Source organism: Pirellulales bacterium (genome assembly GCA_036490175.1).
Lineage (GTDB): Bacteria > Planctomycetota > Planctomycetia > Pirellulales > JACPPG01 > JACPPG01.
The window spans coordinates 1-16784 of the sequence record DASXEJ010000132.1 but is presented as its reverse complement, the minus strand read 5'-3'; the positions used below and the strand labels follow the sequence as shown (position 1 = coordinate 16784).

Annotated in this window: 18 protein-coding genes; 10 read left to right on the top strand and 8 right to left on the bottom strand. The window is 59.4% G+C overall.

Annotated elements, in window-relative coordinates:
* Window positions 1-27: 27 nt before the first annotated feature.
* Together VGG64_10080 and VGG64_10075 are read right to left on the bottom strand one after the other, a co-directional pair.
* Complete coding sequence (locus VGG64_10080; protein HEY1599940.1) at window positions 28-876, bottom strand: alpha/beta hydrolase-fold protein; 849 nt, start codon at window positions 874-876, stop codon at window positions 28-30.
* 361 nt (window positions 877-1237) lie between these two features.
* The gene (locus tag VGG64_10075; protein HEY1599939.1) at window positions 1238-2104 is read right to left on the bottom strand and encodes a PEP-CTERM sorting domain-containing protein; all 867 of its coding nucleotides are present in this window, start codon (window positions 2102-2104) and stop codon (window positions 1238-1240) included.
* Window positions 2105-2796: 692 nt separating this feature from the next.
* Between VGG64_10075 and VGG64_10070 the strand changes: the two genes are divergently transcribed.
* The 3 genes from VGG64_10070 to VGG64_10060 all read left to right on the top strand — a co-directional run bounded on the left by VGG64_10070 (window position 2797) and on the right by VGG64_10060 (window position 6140).
* Entirely contained in the window at window positions 2797-4308 is a 1512-nt protein-coding gene (locus VGG64_10070) for a hypothetical protein (protein ID HEY1599938.1), read from the top strand.
* A gap of 137 nt (window positions 4309-4445) precedes the next feature.
* On the top strand, window positions 4446-4943 hold the full coding sequence (locus VGG64_10065) for an ankyrin repeat domain-containing protein (protein HEY1599937.1): 498 nt from the start codon (window positions 4446-4448) through the stop codon (window positions 4941-4943).
* Between the two features lie 195 nt (window positions 4944-5138).
* Window positions 5139-6140: an NHL repeat-containing protein gene (locus tag VGG64_10060; protein ID HEY1599936.1), complete on the top strand. Its 1002-nt coding sequence runs from the start codon at window positions 5139-5141 to the stop codon at window positions 6138-6140.
* Window positions 6141-6191: 51 nt separating this feature from the next.
* Here the strand turns inward: VGG64_10060 and VGG64_10055 are convergent, their stop codons facing one another.
* The 5 genes from VGG64_10055 to VGG64_10035 form a co-directional block, all read right to left on the bottom strand.
* Window positions 6192-7412 carry a DUF3887 domain-containing protein gene (locus VGG64_10055; GenBank protein HEY1599935.1) on the bottom strand — a complete coding sequence of 407 codons (1221 nt, stop codon included), beginning with the start codon at window positions 7410-7412 and terminating at the stop codon, window positions 6192-6194.
* Window positions 7413-7800: 388 nt separating this feature from the next.
* On the bottom strand, window positions 7801-8094 hold the full coding sequence (locus VGG64_10050; protein ID HEY1599934.1) for an antibiotic biosynthesis monooxygenase: 294 nt from the start codon (window positions 8092-8094) through the stop codon (window positions 7801-7803).
* 311 nt (window positions 8095-8405) lie between these two features.
* Window positions 8406-9152, bottom strand: a complete 747-nt coding sequence (locus tag VGG64_10045) for an SDR family oxidoreductase (protein HEY1599933.1) — start codon at window positions 9150-9152, stop codon at window positions 8406-8408.
* Between the two features lie 407 nt (window positions 9153-9559).
* Window positions 9560-9748 (bottom strand): hypothetical protein, encoded by a 189-nt coding sequence (locus VGG64_10040; GenBank protein HEY1599932.1) that lies wholly within the window; start codon window positions 9746-9748, stop codon window positions 9560-9562.
* Window positions 9749-9860: 112 nt separating this feature from the next.
* Window positions 9861-10088, bottom strand: a complete 228-nt coding sequence (locus VGG64_10035; protein HEY1599931.1) for a hypothetical protein — start codon at window positions 10086-10088, stop codon at window positions 9861-9863.
* An 829-nt stretch (window positions 10089-10917) separates the two neighbouring features.
* Between VGG64_10035 and VGG64_10030 the strand changes: the two genes are divergently transcribed.
* Together VGG64_10030 and VGG64_10025 are read left to right on the top strand one after the other, a co-directional pair.
* A complete protein-coding gene (locus VGG64_10030) occupies window positions 10918-11223 on the top strand; it encodes a hypothetical protein (protein HEY1599930.1) in 306 nt (101 codons plus the stop codon).
* A gap of 27 nt (window positions 11224-11250) precedes the next feature.
* A complete protein-coding gene (locus VGG64_10025; GenBank protein ID HEY1599929.1) occupies window positions 11251-11469 on the top strand; it encodes a hypothetical protein in 219 nt (72 codons plus the stop codon).
* Between the two features lie 49 nt (window positions 11470-11518).
* Here the strand turns inward: VGG64_10025 and VGG64_10020 are convergent, their stop codons facing one another.
* Entirely contained in the window at window positions 11519-12325 is an 807-nt protein-coding gene (locus tag VGG64_10020) for a 2-phosphosulfolactate phosphatase (protein ID HEY1599928.1), read from the bottom strand.
* A gap of 320 nt (window positions 12326-12645) precedes the next feature.
* On the opposite strand from VGG64_10020, the gene ubiE reads away from it, so the two are divergent.
* From ubiE to VGG64_09995, 5 genes are all read left to right on the top strand, one after another.
* Entirely contained in the window at window positions 12646-13320 is a 675-nt protein-coding gene (gene ubiE, locus VGG64_10015) for a bifunctional demethylmenaquinone methyltransferase/2-methoxy-6-polyprenyl-1,4-benzoquinol methylase UbiE (protein HEY1599927.1), read from the top strand.
* Entirely contained in the window at window positions 13317-14039 is a 723-nt protein-coding gene (locus tag VGG64_10010) for a flavin prenyltransferase UbiX (protein HEY1599926.1), read from the top strand. Before ubiE ends, VGG64_10010 begins: the two co-directional genes overlap by 4 nt.
* A 74-nt stretch (window positions 14040-14113) precedes the next feature.
* Window positions 14114-14998, top strand: a complete 885-nt coding sequence (locus VGG64_10005) for a UbiA-like polyprenyltransferase (protein ID HEY1599925.1) — start codon at window positions 14114-14116, stop codon at window positions 14996-14998.
* A gap of 122 nt (window positions 14999-15120) precedes the next feature.
* Window positions 15121-16257, top strand: a complete 1137-nt coding sequence (gene mqnE / locus VGG64_10000; GenBank protein HEY1599924.1) for an aminofutalosine synthase MqnE — start codon at window positions 15121-15123, stop codon at window positions 16255-16257.
* Between the two features lies 1 nt (window position 16258).
* On the top strand, window positions 16259-16784 hold a 526-nt coding region (locus tag VGG64_09995; GenBank protein HEY1599923.1), incomplete at its 3' end, for a DUF5131 family protein.

The following is a 16784-nucleotide window of genomic DNA, read 5'->3' as shown; positions in this document are numbered from 1 at the left end:
TCGAGCGATCACCAAAACGCGACGGAATTAGCGGTCACTGCCGTCGAGTGCCAACCGATAGGCGCGACTCAGGCCGGCGGGCAATACAGAAACATGATTCTCGTTTTCAAAGGGCGTGAAATAAACCCGCAGCCCGGCAGCTGACAGCGGTCCCAAACGTTCGGCAAGGCGGCGTGCGTCCTGCACCATGTAAGTGGTCTCCAACTCGCCGACAAACACCAGCAGATCGACTTTGGCCGCGCCGTTCGCGTGGAAGCGGCGCTCCTCTTCAAGTACCGATTGGTCGTTCCACCAGATCGACGGGCTGCCGGCGACGTAATTCTGAAAGGACTGCGGACGAGTGAACAGAACGTGCAGAACGAACAGGCCTCCGAGTGAGTGTCCTATTAATGTCTGACGGCCGCGATTCACTTCGAATCGTTTTTCGATAGTCGGCTTCAACTCGTTGTCGATGAAATCCAAGAACTCATCTTGGCCCCCGGTCGGCTCTTCGCTGGCACCGAACAGCGCGCCGAGCTTGTCCCGTTTCGACGAAGGGGTGAAATCGTAGGTCCGACGTGGATCAAATGGGACGTCACCCGGATAACCGATTCCAACGATAATGGCGCCGCCACGTCGTTGCGTTCGTGCGATATCGACCATCGTCGCAAAGGCCGCGTTGCCGTCGAGCACATAGATGACGGAATAGCCGGTCGCAGGCGGCGAATTATCGGGTTCCGCGACAAGGATTCGATACTCGCGCTTTCCAACGCGCGACGTCAGCGCGAACGCTTGCGTCTTAGGCAAGGTCACGCCCTGGGTGGCGGGCGATTCCGTTTCGAATGCGCAGACCGTGCCGGCAGGAAAGTCGACGCACCACGTCGCGAAAACCATCATAGCTGCGAACACTGTCGGGCCGGTTGCGCGCATCACTCAGGTTCCCCGAAAGGCTGAAGGCATTGTCGACGTCAGCGAGATCGCTACCAGTATGGCCAGCCTTCATCCCCAATGCACATCGCGGCCAGAAATAAGGCGAGAGCGTTGCAGGATCGGCCTTTAGGCAGCCCTGTTCCGGCGGCTGCCGACGACTCGGAAGGCACGTTGTTACTTTGCGCTGCCGCGCAGAGACCGGTTGCACAACTGGCCAGATTGAAAACCGCCACGAAGAGCCTTTACCGTCCGGACAATAAAGAAAGGGCTGGTTCCCCGTTGTGGAAAACCAGCCCTTGTTCTATGGACGGCGAAGCAGCCAGCAGGCCTAGCTCCTTCGTAGTCTACGAGTGGCAACCAACATCAAGCCGACGATGCCAAAGCCAGCCAACGCGAACGTCGTCGGCTCAGGAACGGTAGCGGTGGCCACGATCTGGCCGGTAAAGACAACGTCGACTGGCAGACCACTGACGCTGACCACTTGGTCCGCAAAGATCGGCAGCGTGATCGTAGTCACGCCTCCGATGGTGGTCACACTGCCGACTTGCCCATTGCTGTTACCAGCGCTATCGACGCCGTTTTGCGCCGCGAGAGTCGGCGGCGCTATGACCGACGAACCGAAGAGGGGGGTCGCTGAAAGCGCCGGAGCAGAGATCCAGTACGCGATGCTACCTTGAGTAACAAGAACGTTCTGCTGAGTGGCGTCGAACGAACCGCCAGACAGCGGAGTTCCACCAGCGGAAAAGTCAGAAATATCCGACAGCGCTGAGCTGATCGAGATATACCCGGTGGCAAGGCCCGGGATGTTCACCAGCAGTCCGAACTGCGCAGGGGCGCCACCCGTCCCGGCCGGGTCCGGACCCGTGGCATCGCCGCCGTTAGCATCCGGCAGAAAGTTTCCGGGTTGGTATGTGTAATTCACATTGCTCCCGCCAGGGAAGCTAATGTTTCCCCCGGCTGCGGCGGTATCAGCGACGAGAGAGCCATACAGGCTGGTCGTGTCGCTCGTGCCCGATTGAGCCGTGGTGATTTGAGTACCACCACCTGACGGTGGCCCACCAAGATAGGCAATGGCTTGCAAGGAACTTTGCGTGGGATCAATGGTGAAAGTCACCGGTCCCGCGCTTGCGTGGTTGCTGATCGCGGCCAAGCCGAGCGCGGCGATCACGAGCGTTCGCAACAGATTGCACCTCATTGGCTTCCCTTTCTATTCAGTCATTAGCGTTGCCCATTCGAAAGCAGCCTGGAGCCCTAATCAGTTGCACAACGGGCTTGATGGAAAGGACACAGCCGCAATTCTAGAAAGGTATCTACAGCAGAATCAAGCGCAAAGCGAATATTTTCCCTCTTCGTTCTGCGTGCGGTTTCTTGCCTCGCGTGGTCGGCTCGACGTCCACCCGACGTGGTGGTATTCGCATTATGCGCTCATTGGCCAATGCGCGCTGCGTGGGGCACCTAAAAGTTATGTGTCAGCGGTATTTGCGGCATCTTTCCCACACGCGAACTGCGCTAGAAAACGCGAGACAGCAAAAGCAACCAACGTCATCATTAATAATGGGAGGTGAAAGTATCTAACAAAAAATACAGGCGCCATCTGTTGAGGACGTTCGTTGCCGGCGTGAGAAACCTATCGCGTTGATGGAACAGCTTCGGCGTTCGGCAGACTCGGACGATTGTGTGAAATGACGGGCGGCCGTGACTGGTCGTCGATCTGCCCGCGCTGCTTGCCGCAGCCAAGCAACATATTGTCGCCTCCGATCTACACGGGAGTTGAAAAGCATTCGCCCGGCCCAAGGGGGCAAGTGCTACGCCAGGAATAACAATGCTGGACAGCAAGCGACTCTTCGAGCGATACAATGGCTGTTTCTAACGAAGGAGATACACGTGATGTCGTCGAGCATTGTTTACAGGGCTTCTGCCGGCGCGGCGCTCGGCATATTTATCGTCACATGGCCAGCCCACGTGCAAATGCACGCGGCCGAGCCAACCGACGGAATGACGATGAAGACCGAGTCGTTCGATCGCGATCCAGGCTGGCTGGGTACGAACAACCGCATTGCTCGCACGCGCGAAGCGAAGCATGTCCGGCAAGACTTTGGATTTAATGCCGATACCCGGCATGCCGGCGGCGCCTCGCCCGGCGAGATGGGAGGTTTTATCTCGCCAGACGGACAAGTCGCCTTCTACGGCCAGGCAATTCAGCCGGTGACCTTCGACCAGCCGCTCAGTGCAGCGGGCACGATGCAAATCGGCCCGGGAAGCACCCATCTGCTGCTGGGCTTCTTCAATTCTGACACGCTAAACGAATGGCGAACTCCCAATACGATCGCGATTCGGCTGAATGGCCGTGGTGAATCGTTCTTCGCGTATGTCGAGTACTGCACCTCAAAATGGCGCGCCGGCGGTGATACTACGCCCTTTCCTTCCGTGGTCGATCCGAACACCGGTCGGATGAATCTGATCGGATTCGCGTGCGGGAAAAGCATCAAGTGGACCCTCAGCTACGATCCCTCGGGCGAGCAGGGTCGCGGAGTTGTAACTGCGACGATTGGCAATAGCACCGCGATCTGCATTTTAGACGAATCGCACAAGGACGACGGAGCGAAATTCAACCGCTTCGGCATCATGAATGTCATGAAGAGCGCCGATTCCGGCTCGGAGGCCTGGTTTGACGACATCTCTGTCAACGGCGGTCCAGCCGAGACCTTCGCCCAGGATCCGCAATGGGACAGTCGCAGCAATCGCCAGACCTCGCCAGCGCGGATCATACGACCACGGTTTGACTTTGGATTCAGCGGTACAAGCTTCGCCGGTGGGAAAAATAAGGGCGAGCTTGGCGGCCTGATGTTTCGCGGCGACTGCCGCTATCCCGAACGAATGGCTTGCTATGGAGATCGCGTGGGACCGCTCACGCTCGACAAGCCCCTGAAAGCATCGGGGAAGATCGCCATGACCCGCGGCGTCAGCGACAGCACCACGCTGTTCGGTTTCTACAACGCGGCGGACAGCATGCGATCCAATGAATCACAGCGCGACGGTCTGCCCGAAAGCGTCTTGGGAATCCATATCGAAGGACCCAGCAGCGAAGGGTTCAGGTTTTATCCCGTCCTACGAGTAAAGGGAGGCGGTAGCAAGCTCGGCAGCGTCCGCGACTTTCCGACCATTCAACCTGATGGCAAGAGCCGCGACTGGAGCATGGAATACAAACCGGCCGGCACGGGCGGCAATGGTCGAATCACCGTCATGTTGGAAGGCAAGTCGAGCACGTTCGTTCTGGATTCCAGCGACAGTAACCAGACGACGAATTTTGACCGCTTCGGCATCGTAACCTCGTGGATCGACGGTAACAGCCAGGACGTCTACCTGGACGATATTTCGTACACGGTCATCCAAGAATGATAATGATATTGTGGCAGCGGTGACGGCACCCTGCGGTGACATCTATTTCCATGAACGGGGCTCTTTCTGTTGGCGTACGTCACTGAAGAGCAAAACCGCCACGCCGACTGCGCAACCGGCGAACGCCAGAACACGCCATGAACCAACTACAACAAGCAGCTTTTGAACTGCGGCTTGATGACCTCAAGAAGATGATCCGCGATGATGGCGATCCGAGTGGGGCGTTGTTGGCTGCGAGTTCGGCGCATGCCCCTAATCCCAAGATTCAGGTTCTCGTCATTCGGCATCTCGTCCAATGTGGCGTCTCCGTCAACGAGAGGGACGCAAACGGGGTCACGCCGCTGCATCGCGCCGTGCGATTTCGAAGTCCCGCGGCGGTAAAAGAACTCATTGCCCATGGCGCTAACGTCAATATTCTTGACAAGAAGAGCAAATCAACTCCGCTGCACCGGGCGGTCACGACTACAGGAGCGCCCGCAACCGCCGGCAAAAGCGCTTGTGCGCTAGAGATCGCCAAGCTGCTGCTGGCAAGTGGCGCGGATCCACGAATCAAGAACAAGGGCGGAAAGACTCCGCTCGACTATGCCAAGAGTGCGGCAATGAAAGCCGTTCTCTGCAAGCACGACGCTACCTAGCCAGGCGACATGTTCGAGGGGTTTGCCGCTATCTCGTAATCTCGACCATTTGTTTTGAGATTATCGGCCCGCCGCCGTTTTCGGTGGCTGAAACGAGCCGGCATCGGGCGAACGCTTGCCTTGTCCACGAAACCGTGGGACCATTGAATCCCGACAGGCTATCCGGGAACGAGCCAGAAAACAGTGAGTAGTCCCATGAAACTGCGCCGCCGGGATTTCTTAAGCGTAAGCGGATGCGGGCTCGCTTCGCTCATTTCATCACCCCTCTGGGCACGAGCCGACGGCCAGGACGAATCCCAATCAACTCCCCAAGTGGTACTGACATGGGGAACCAACGGGCATGGCGACGGAGAGTTCGACATTCCCATTGCGGTTGCGGTGAACCAAAAAGACGAAATTCTGATTACCGACTTCCGGCAGAGCAACGCCGAGGCCAAATCGCGCGTGCAAAAATTCGATCAAGAGGGACGGTTTCTGGGAAGCTTCGAGACCGATCCCATGCCCGGCGGGCTGGCCCTGGACAAAGAGGGCCTTCTCTATGTCTCGCATATGATGAAGCACAAAGTTGCCGTTTACGATCCGGCCGGCAAATTAGTCAGAGAATTCGGCAAGCAGGGAGCCGCCCCCGGAGAGTTTGACCAACCGGGCGGCATCGCCTTTGGACGAGATGGATCGATCTATATTGCCGATCAGGCGAACCAACGCGTGCAGCGGCTATCACCACAAGGCGAGCCCATCAGCGCTTGGGGCAAACATGGCGTAGCGACGGGTGAATTTGGCGGAAACGCCTCGCAGCGAGGCCGTGGCGGCGGCCCGCACTTCCTGGCCTTCGACAGCCAGGGCGACCTCTACACGACCGAGGCTTCCCTCGGTCGCATGCAGAAGTTCAATCCCGACGGCACGTTTCTGCTCGCCTGGGGAGATAACGAAGTGGCGCCCGGACATTTTGGCGGTCACAAGTACATGCCAGGTCCCCTGGCCATCGCGGTCGACTATCAGGATCAGGTGTGGGTGACGTCGACCAACCACTACGTGCACAAGTTCACGCCCCAAGGGCACTTTGTTTGCAGACTGGGGGGCGAGGGAACAGAAGCGGGCCAATTTCGGCTGCCTCACGGACTGGCATTCGACAGCCAGCACCATCTCTACGTGGCCGATGCCCGGAATTCGAGGATTCAGAAACTGGCCATTGAGTAATTTGACCACGGCCCGCTCGCCGCGACAGCGAGCCGCGTGATCAGCCCGGCGTTACTTCTTGGTTGTGGGCTGAATGAAATCGCCTTGCAGAAAGGTGTATTCCTCATCCGTTAGAGTGTCATCCCCGCGGCGGCACTTCACGTTGGTGAAATAGGGGGTGATGCCGGCGCCGTTCTGCAGAAGGGCATTATCCTGCAGATGAAAATGGAGGTGAGGCTCGCTGGTATTGCCGCTGTTACCGCAGAGGGCGACCACCTGGCCCTGGCGCACCTTGTCGCCGCGGCGGACGCGCAGTGAGCCGGGCTTGAGATGTGCATAGACGGCGAACTCGTTGGAGCCCTGGTCGATAATCAGGCAGTTTCCGACGGCGCACAAAGGATTCATTGAACCCGGTTCGTTATCGGGGACGCCGTCGATCGCGGTGACGATGGTTCCGGCGGCTGCGGCCAGGATTGGCTGCCCGTAGACGAGGTAATCTTCGTTGCGTCGGCCGCTTTCCTTGTGAGAGCGTTTGTCGGCGCCCCTGATGATGATATCGGCGGCGCGGCGCTGGCCAGGCACGCCGACGTGGTAGTTGACCTTTTCATTGTCTCCGCCCCAAAAGATGTACCACTCGCCTCGAAACGGAAGTTGCATGGCGGTGCGGCTGCGCGGGACGGCCGTCGCGTCGACCGCTGGAACGGACTCAGGCGGAGTCACGGTGAGTCCCGATATTTTGCCTGCAGGTTCCAGGTCGATTTTAAAGTCCAAAGCTCCGCGCTCGGCCGTCACGCGCACGATGGCGGTGGATCCGGTGACCTGAGGGACACCGGCCTCCTTCAACTTGCCGACGGCAGCAACAAGCTGGCGGAAAAAGGGAGTGGCCTTGTCGGGCGGCAGTGCTTGCTGCATCTGAGCGTCGAAGCTTGCCTGGATGGCTGCGGCATCGTCGTTATTGATCGCCTGGATAAGTTTGTTGACCACTTTGGTAAATCGCGGGCCGGAAGCGGGCGCGGGCGCATTGGCCGCAGCCGGGGTGACGAGCAGTCCGGCGATTTTTCCGGCGGGCTCCAGGGTGATTTTGAAGTCCCAAGCTCCGCGCTCGGCCGTCACGCGGACGATGGCGGTGGAACCAGCGACTTGTGGCGCGCCGGCTTCTTTTAACTTGCCTTTGGCGGTCACAAGTTGGCGAAAAAAGGGAGTGGACTTGTCGGGCGGCAACGCTTGCTGCATCTGAGTGCCGAAGCTTGCCTGGATGGCGGGCGAGTCATCGCTATTGATGGCCTGGATCAACTTCTTGGCGGTTTCCAGGAAACGGTCGGCGTCGTTGCCGGCGGCGCGGAGGGTGGCAGCCAATGAGCAAATCAGCAAGCCGGTTAGCGTGATAAGTCGCATAAGTGAGCTCTTTGTCGGTTGGAGGCCGAAAGGCGAAACCTGGAAGATACGCGGTTGGATGGATCGAATGACGATGCGATTTTCCGTACGAGGGTCAGACAGTCAACAGAACGTTCTGGCCGAAGCTGACATCGACGCCGGCAAAGGTAGCGCCTGTGCGCCCGCCTGGGCTCGGTCTAGATATTTCGTCTCTGGAACGTCTCGGTGAGCATTTGTCTTTTTCACGATCTGCAGCTACGTACAAGATTGCGGAACTGCCGCGCCAATTCTGGATCGAAGGCGGTCGCTAGACGCCGGAGTCAACGTAGTGTTCGACCATTGGAAACGGATCGTAGTAGTGATGCAGCAACGACTTCCACCGCCCATATTCCGCCGATCCGCGAAATCCTACCGTGTGATCTTCAAGCTTCTCCCAAGAAACCAGGAGGATGTACCTTGACGGTTTTTCTAAACACCGCTTGAGATTGTGGCTGAGGTAACCCGGCATGGATGAAATGATGTGTTGCGCTTGCGCAAACGACGCTTGAAAGGCGGTTTCCTGACCCGGGACAACGTCGAGTATGGCAACTTCGAGAACCACCTGATGATACCTGACTTGGTAGTAGAATGCTTCTGCTCAATACCGGTAGGTCACAGACTAGGGGATGCCGCCTCGGCGTTATCGCAGGAACTCACTCAAACGCGTGCGCGTCATTCTCGGTCAATCCGCCGGTCAATGCGAACGCGGTGTATCTTGGTGATTTTCAGCGAGCAGCTCGTCCGCTTGTGGCAAGCCCGAGCCGGTCGCGCGAGAGGGCGTCAGGTCGTCACGTTATTCGGTCGTTATCCTCGACTTCCCACTTGATGCCCCGTCAATTTTTTCCGAATGTGCGCGGCACGTCCGGAACTTGCTCACGCCGAGCGGTTCAGCCATTCTTGGAAGCGTGTCGGGCCGATACGCGGGTGGTCACCGGGAGTGAGACTTTGATCATTCACCTTGATTCCGTAATAGAGCGCCTGAACATCGGTCGTCACGCGCCGCGCATCGTGGCGTGCGGTCAAGAATCGTTGGACGAGCTCGTCCATGCGGATCGGTTCGGGGCCCGCCAGCTCGAGCGTGCCGTTCAAAGGTTCTTGAACGGCAATATCGGCGAGCGCGCTAGCGACATCCTCCGACGCGATTGGTTGCATCATAGCGGGTGGCAAGCGAACCGTTTTCCCGTCGCTTGCCGAATCGGCGATGCCCCCTGCGAACTCAAAGAATTGCGTTGCGCGAACAATCGTATACGGTACGCGAGAAGCCTTGATCAAATTCTCCTGCGCCATCTTAGCGCGGAAGTAGCCACTTGCCAGGAGGCGCTCGGTGCCGACGACCGACAGTGCCAGGTGATGCCGCACATTGGCGGATGCTTCCGCAGCCAGCAGATTGCCCGTTGATGTCTCGAAGAACTCCATAACCGCCTGGTCCTCCCACGACGGCGAGTTCGCGACATCGACGACGACCTCCGCGCCGTGTACAGCTTCAGCCAGGCCCTTGCCGGTCAGTGTATTCACGCCTAATGAGGGAGAGGCTGCCACAACTTGCTGGCCGCGCTCACGAAGGTTGTTCACGAGTTTCTTCCCGATGAGACCGCTGCCGCCGATGACGACGATTTTCATGACAAGTCTCCTGATCTGTAGGGCTCTGTAATCGCATATTGCCGCCTGTCGGTCGGAGGCAGAACCCCTCCCGACCCTTTGGCGTTCGTGCCGGAGGGTCTACGCGTTAGGCAGACGCGGGGACCGTCACGTCCCGTAGCACTTGTAGTATCGAAAAACTTCACGACGAGCCAGCCAGTCGAGGCGAATATTCCTCCGGTCCGTGCGGCCGATGAGCCGCACTCAGGCTCATCGCGGCCATTCCTCAGTTTTAAAAAAAAGGCGTTTGAGGCGGTTGCCCATTGCGGGTCGCCGAGGAATTCGATCATGACATGGCGCGGATGATCGACGTCGTCGGGCACGAAGTTGGCCACGCTGGGGTACTTGGCATACGGCCAAATCGCGTCGATAGGATTGAGTTCCCGCGCCTAGACTGGCAGCCATTCGACGTGCAACCAACGCGCACCAGATTGACGCAGTTGGCGGACGGCCGCACGACAGACGTTCAGCCGATCTATGACCACGATCAGTGGCTGACGCGAATCGCCATACTGTTGTCGCAGATAAACGACCGCATGTGTCATGCGGATGTTCTCAGCGTGAACCGGGAACGTCATGTCGATTCGACATCGTCGCGGCAACAGGCTGAGGCTGTCGATGACGCGCAGAGCGGCGGGACCGGAAAAGTAGCGCGGGGAGGCCGCAATAGCCGCGATCGTTTGTCGGGTTTTATGCCGCGGGCTGGGCCAATTGCCAGAAATCCGCGTACGTCTCGGCGCGGCGCAAGGCGGCCAGCAGATTATCTCTCGTTCCCTCAACGGTGCACTCACCGTCGCAAACGGCGATCGTTTTCTCACCAGCCGTGAGTGTTAGCTTCTGCAGGTCGTTGCTACGACCGAACTTCTCCACAATTGCGCGGTTCACCGCGATCGCCGCATAGTCAATGTCACGTGCCATGATTCGTTCCTTGGAAGAATCGGTTTCAACGCGGATACCGTCGCATGTGACGGACCCAGAGCCGGAACGACAAGAGTGTGTTCCGCAGTTTGTCGACAACTTAGCCAACAACTGAATCGTCAATTCGCCTGGCGAGTTGACGTGAGAGCCGAAATGCGTCGAGCACATTGCTCGCGCGCCGCCCATCCATATCGGCACTGCATTATACCAGCTTGAATGCAGCCCGAGAATGGGCAGCATAAAACTAAGCTGATTTTGACCGAGTTTCGTCCACCAATGTGTCCTCCGGCCGACGATTATTGAGATCAAGGACGTCGACGAGCGGCAAAATCTCGCCGAACAGGCCTTTTTGTGCTGTCGAAGGCGGCTAATCCGATGATCGTCTATCGCATCTTGACCACAAGCTGCTACAGTACGGTTGCTCGGTAAAGGGTTCAGTCGCGCTTGTCGCTCTTGCAGCCGCCCCTGCTCTATCCTCGTTGGCAGCATGCCATCTTGGCCCGTGTCCGATCTCGGCCAGGATTTTGATTGAGTTGCACTTGTGAGGAGCTGCGCAGCGGGTCGAAATGGCTGCACGCTGACAGTCATTAAAGCAAAGCGGCGCGAAGACCGTGCGCCAAAACGCGGCGACCGCTACCCCTAGTTATCAGCGCGCAGAAGTGTGAGCAGCGGACGTATTTAGTTCGACTGCCCGTGGCACCTGAGTGCTCGGCACGCCGACGGGAAAGTTTACCGTGACGCCAGGCCGAGCGGTGTCGTTCCGATCGCAATAAAGTTAGCTGCTCAAGACGCCGGGTTCGGACTCGACAAGCACTAGGAGCGTTCACTGATGGGTAAAAAGCGCAGATACAACGACAAGCGACATAGTCCGCGGCCCATTGCTCCGGCGCCCGCACCGGCTGAACGTCGTGCCGCAGCCGCTATCGAGCGAAAGGCCAAGACCGAATACGATAAGCCGTTTATCCTGCTCGAAAATGCCGACAAAGATACTTTTATGTTCAAAGCCGGCCAATGGGCACGGCATTCCATGAGCATTGCCGAGTACCGCGAGAACTCCCTCGTCAAGGAATTGGCACAGAAGGTCAACGGCATGACCAGGTACGAAATCCGTTATCCAATCTCCCACGACGCGTAGCGTTCAGTGGACAGCGGAGCGAGAGCCATGGGCATATTGACGCGACCCCAGGACCGGCACTTTGTCATTTCGTCGGACCACACGGCAGAAGCGTCCGCCAAGCGCGCGCCACGCCACCTGAAACAAGACTATCAGGTTTGGACGGGCACGAACTGGTCGGCGAACATCGCGGACGCCATGCGCTTTGAATCGCTGGACGACGCCGACGAGTACGTTAGGGCCAACTACGCCAAGGTCCGCGTCTGACCGCAGGCCATCCCGGGCGCCGCGGCGATGCCGGGCAACGCGGGGCTTCTTAAGACGACTCGCAGGCCCGTATCTGCCAACGGGAAATATCCAGCTCGGGCACGATCGGATAGCGATCGAGCGCCGCGCAATCGGCGATGTCTTGCGCCAGACCCACGCGTGTCAGATTGCGCCCTCCTTTGGTCTCAGCCAAGGTTTTGGCGAGCCACTGGGGCGGGGCATTTGATCGCAGCAACTCGGCCGGCGGCAGCGCGGCCTGCCAGGCATCACGCGCCAGGCGGGCCTGATCGTTCAACTCGACACGCGACCAGGCTCCGGCGGCGTGCGGGTCGTCGGGCAGCATCAGCCGATGCACGATGGCGCCGGCCGCCAGCACGTCTTCACGCGTAATCTCTCCCTGGGTGCCAGCGCAGACAATGTGAAGATTCTCTGCGTTGCGCACCCGTGCTACCACCGCTTGCAGATTCACGAACGCACCCAGCAGTACTTGCGACGCTTGCCGGCAATGCAGCATCGCTTGGGTGCCATTGGTGGTGGTGAACGCGATCGTGCGTCCCTCGACTCGGGCTGGCGTGTACTCTGCGGGCGAGTTTCCCAGGTCAAAGCCCTCGATCGGCAGGCCGCCGCGCTCGCCGCCGAGCAGGGCCGCAACCGACGGCCGTATTGCGGCAAACTCCTCGCGTATCCGCCGGGCGTCGTCCAATTCGCCGCACGGAATAACCTGCGCGGCCCCCGCGGCCAGGGCCGTGGTGATCGTGGTCGTGGCCCGCAGCACGTCGATCACCACTACAGTGGCGCCGCTCAGCGCCTCGGGCGTGGTCAACCGCGGTAAAAAATGGACATGAATCGTAGGCATGGCGTGTTTCCTGGGAATGTCGTGAATCATAGCGCAGGGGGCTGGCGGCGGATACCGCTTTGCGCGGCCGCAAGACGCTCGGTTGTAAGACCGGCCATTCCGCGGCGAATTAACCCCACTCAACAGCCGTGCGGATGCTGTTATGATCAAGTGCCGCCAGCGGTTAGCTCTGTAGCCGAGCGGGATGCCGCCGGGGGCCATGTCAGGCACGGCGGCCCTACCAACGGCCAACGTCCTGCAGGCGCCGCCCAAACCATCGCGATTCCTTCCGTCGTTCTAGCTTTATGGCCGTCGATAAATCCGAAATTCGGGTACGCCGCATGTTTGGCGAGATCGCCGGTCGCTACGATTTTCTCAACCACCTGCTGTCGATGGGGATCGACCATTACTGGCGGTGGAGGACCGTGCGTCGCGTGCCACCGCGTGCGGCAGGGCCGATCCTCGATCTCTGTACCGGAACCGGTGACCTGGCGCTCGCCTATTTGCGGGCCAGCCGGGGGACCGCCCGTGTAGTGGGGGCTGATTTCTGCCACGAGATGCTTGTCATTGGCGAGGCCAAGGCCCGCCGTGCTGGCGCCAATGGCCAACTCGGCTTCCTCGAGGCCGACGCTCAGCGGCTTCCGCTGCCGGACGATCACTTCGAGATCGTTTGTGTCGCGTTCGGCCTCCGCAATATCACCGACACCGACCGCGGCTTGCGCGAGATGGTACGCGTGTGCCAGCCGGGCGGGCATGTCGCGGTGCTCGAATTCTCGCAGCCGCGCTGGCAGCCGTTCCGCGCGATCTATGGCTGGTACTTTCGCAACGTGCTGCCGCGCATCGGCCAGGCACTCGCGCGCAATCGGCTAGACGCCTACAATTATCTGCCCGAAAGTGTCGATGAGTTCCCCTCGGGCGAGGCCTTGGCCGAGCGGATGCGCGCCGCAGGTTTGCACGACGTGCGGCACTATCCGCTGACCTTGGGCGTGGCCACCCTGTACGTGGGTGCGAAATGAAACGCAACATTGTCGTCGCCATCACCGGCGCGAGTGGAGTGGTCTACGCCATTCGCTTGCTCGATGTGCTAGTGGCTGCCGGCTGCGATGTGCAGTTGTCGATCAGCCCGGCCGGCCAGGCGGTGCTGCGCCAGGAACTGGGGATCGAAATCGATCTGGCCGAGTTCCGTCTAGACAGCCTGTTGCCGACGCGCAAGGAGCTGGCGGCTCTCGCACGGTTCGAGAAACTTCGCGAACTCATCGGCGTCGACGCCTGGCATATCGGCGCGCCGTCTGGCAGCGCCATGGCCGCAAGCTCCTCGGCGGCTGCGCACAGTGGCGTGCCCGGCCGCGTGCGCTATCACCACTATCAGAACTTTTTTGCAGAGATGGCCAGCGGTTCGGCCTTGAGCGACGGCATGGTCGTTTGCCCCTGCTCGGGCGGAACGCTCAGCGCGATCGCCCACGGGGCATCGGGCAACTTGATCCACCGTGCGGCCGACGTGCATCTAAAGGAGCGCCGCAAGTTGATCCTCGTGCCGCGAGAAACCCCCCTCTCGCTAGTGCAATTAGACAACATGCGCCGTGCCGTCGAAGCCGGCGCCGTGGTGCTACCGGCTATGCCCGGTTTTTATCAAGGCGTGAATTCGATCCGCGATTTGATCGATTTCGTGGTGGCCCGTATTTGCGATCAGTTGGGCGTGCCGCAAACATTGATGAAACGCTGGGGCGACAATTAATAGATGCAAAATCTGCGTCCTCTGCGGATCATCATCCTCTGAATCAAAAAAAGACGACAAGTACGGACCGCGTGATGCAACGCCTGCGCATGATTCTCGAGATGATCCGTTTCAGCCATACCATCTTTGCGCTGCCGTTTGCGCTGCTGTCGGCCGTCATGGCGTGGACGCTTTCGGCGCACGCAGAGCCGCCCGTTCTGTGGCGCTGGCAGGAGTTGGGGGGCATTGTCTTGTGCATGGTGTTTGCCCGCAGCGCGGCAATGGCGTTCAATCGGCTGGCCGATCGAAAGTTCGACGCCGAGAATCCGCGTACCAGCGGGCGGCACTTGCCTGCAGGGCTGTTGAGCGTAGCCAGCGTTACGCTATTTGCAGTTGCTTGCACGGTGGCCTTCGTTACCTCCACGCTGCTTTTCTTGCCAAATCGGTTGCCGCTGATTCTCTCGCTGCCGGTGCTGGCATTTCTGCTGGGCTACAGCTATACGAAACGATTCACGGCGCTTGCCCATTTTTGGCTCGGGGCGGCGCTCATGCTCGCTCCGGTGGCGGCCTGGATTGCTGTCCGTGGTGAAGTAGCGTGGCCTCCTGTGGTGCTCGGCGGAGCGGTGCTGCTGTGGGTCGCCGGCTTCGACATCATTTACGCCTGCCAGGACGTCGAGTACGACCAAAGCCGTGGTCTGCGCAGCGTGCCCGCCCGGCTGGGTGTGGCCGGGGCATTGCGGCTGGCGGCGGTCTGCCACTTGGGCACGGTGGCGCTGTTGTTCTTATTGCCCGTGGTATACCCGTTGCTGAGCGGAATTTATCTGACAGGCATCGCGGCGGTGACGCTGCTTTTGGTTTACGAACATTGGCTGGTCCGCCCCGACGATCTGACGCGCGTCAACGTCGCCTTCTTCAACGTCAACGCCATCGTCAGCGTTGGCCTGTTCGTCGTGGGGGCCCTGGATTTGTACATGAAATAGGGGCCGCCGAATCGCCGACGTCCGAGCGGCATTTGCCGCTAACCGAGCTGTTGTTAGGATAGGGCAAACCAACAAGAAAAGAAGCAGACAAGATAGGGCGGTTTTCCCGCCGAGGATGATTCATGATTAAGACCACTCAACCGTCGCTGGAATCGATTCGTGCCAAGGTCGAAGCGGGCGAACGCCTGTCGTTTGACGACGGCATGTTTCTCGATAATCCGGCCGTGCCGTTGAATGAAGTCGGCGCTCTGGCAAATCTCGTGCGCGAACGCAAAAACGCGCATTACGTCTACTACAACATCAACACCCACCTGAATCCCACCAACGTTTGCGTCTACCGCTGCACGTTCTGCGCATTTCGTTCTGATCTGCGCGACCCGAAAGGGTATCTGATGAGCGACGAGCAGATCCTGGAGCGCGGCCGCGAGGCGCTCGACTCAGGCTGCACCGAGATGCACATCGTCGGTGGTCTACACCACCAGCGCAAATACGACTGGTACCGCAACATCATCTCGATCCTGCACGAAGCGTATCCGGCCCTGCATCTGAAGGCCTGGACCGCGGTCGAGATCAACTGGTTCCAACACCTTACCGGTTGGTCGATGCGCGATATTCTGGTCGATCTGAAGCAGGCCGGGCTGGGAAGCATGCCCGGCGGCGGAGCCGAGATCTTTCATCCCGAGGTGCGCGACCAAATCTGCGAGCACAAGGCCGACGCACAGAATTGGCTCGACATCCATCGCACGGCGCACGAGTTGGGGCTGCGCACTAACTGCACCATGCTGTACGGCCACATCGAGAACTCGTTCCATCGCGTCGATCATCTGATCCGCCTCCGCGAGTTGCAGGATCAGACCAGCGGATTCCAGACCTTCATCCCGCTGGCCTTCCATCCAGACAACACCGGACTCAGCCATATTCGCAAGCCGTCAAGCGTGATGGATCTGCGCACGATGGCGCTCGCGCGATTGATGCTCGATAACATCGATCACATCAAAGCCTATTGGATCATGCTCGGCGTCGGCACGGCGCAAACGGCGCTCGCGTATGGGGCTGACGACCTCGACGGTACCGTCCGCCACGAGCTGATCTATCACGACGCCGGGGCTGAAACGCCCGAAGTTCTCACCGTCGACGAGATCCGCCGTTTGATCGTCGAAGCAGGCCGCGAACCGGTCGAGCGCGACACGCTGTACCACCGCATCGAGCGCGACGGCACCCGCTGGAAATCCGCCGAGGCGATCGCCACGGCGCGGTAGCGTGGACATTCATTTTATCTCACGCGGCATTTGCCCGCGTCGCATCTCGATTGACAGGGTGTGCGCATGGGTGTATACGTTTGTATACATTGCTGCTGCGCTAATTCTCCCAAAAAGGGCACAATCCATGGCGCAGAACTCTGCCATTGAGTGGACCGAAGCGACGTGGAATCCGGTTACCGGATGCACAAAGATCAGCCCGGGTTGCAAATTCTGCTACGCGGAGCGCATGGCGCATCGTCTACAGGCCATGGGCCAACCTCGCTATCGCAATGCCTTTGAGCTGACCTTGCAGCCTGACGCGATTGAAGCGCCGCTGCATTGGAAGAAGCCAAGGGTCATCTTTGTGAACTCCATGAGCGACCTATTTCATAAAGACGTTCCGCTCGCCTATATCCAACGATGCTTTGCCGTTATGCGTCAGGCGTCACAACATACGTTCCAAATCCTGACCAAGCGGCCGGAGCGTGTTGCCGAGTGTGCCGCGAGCCTGGAGTGGCCCGACAACGTCTGGATGGGAACGAGTG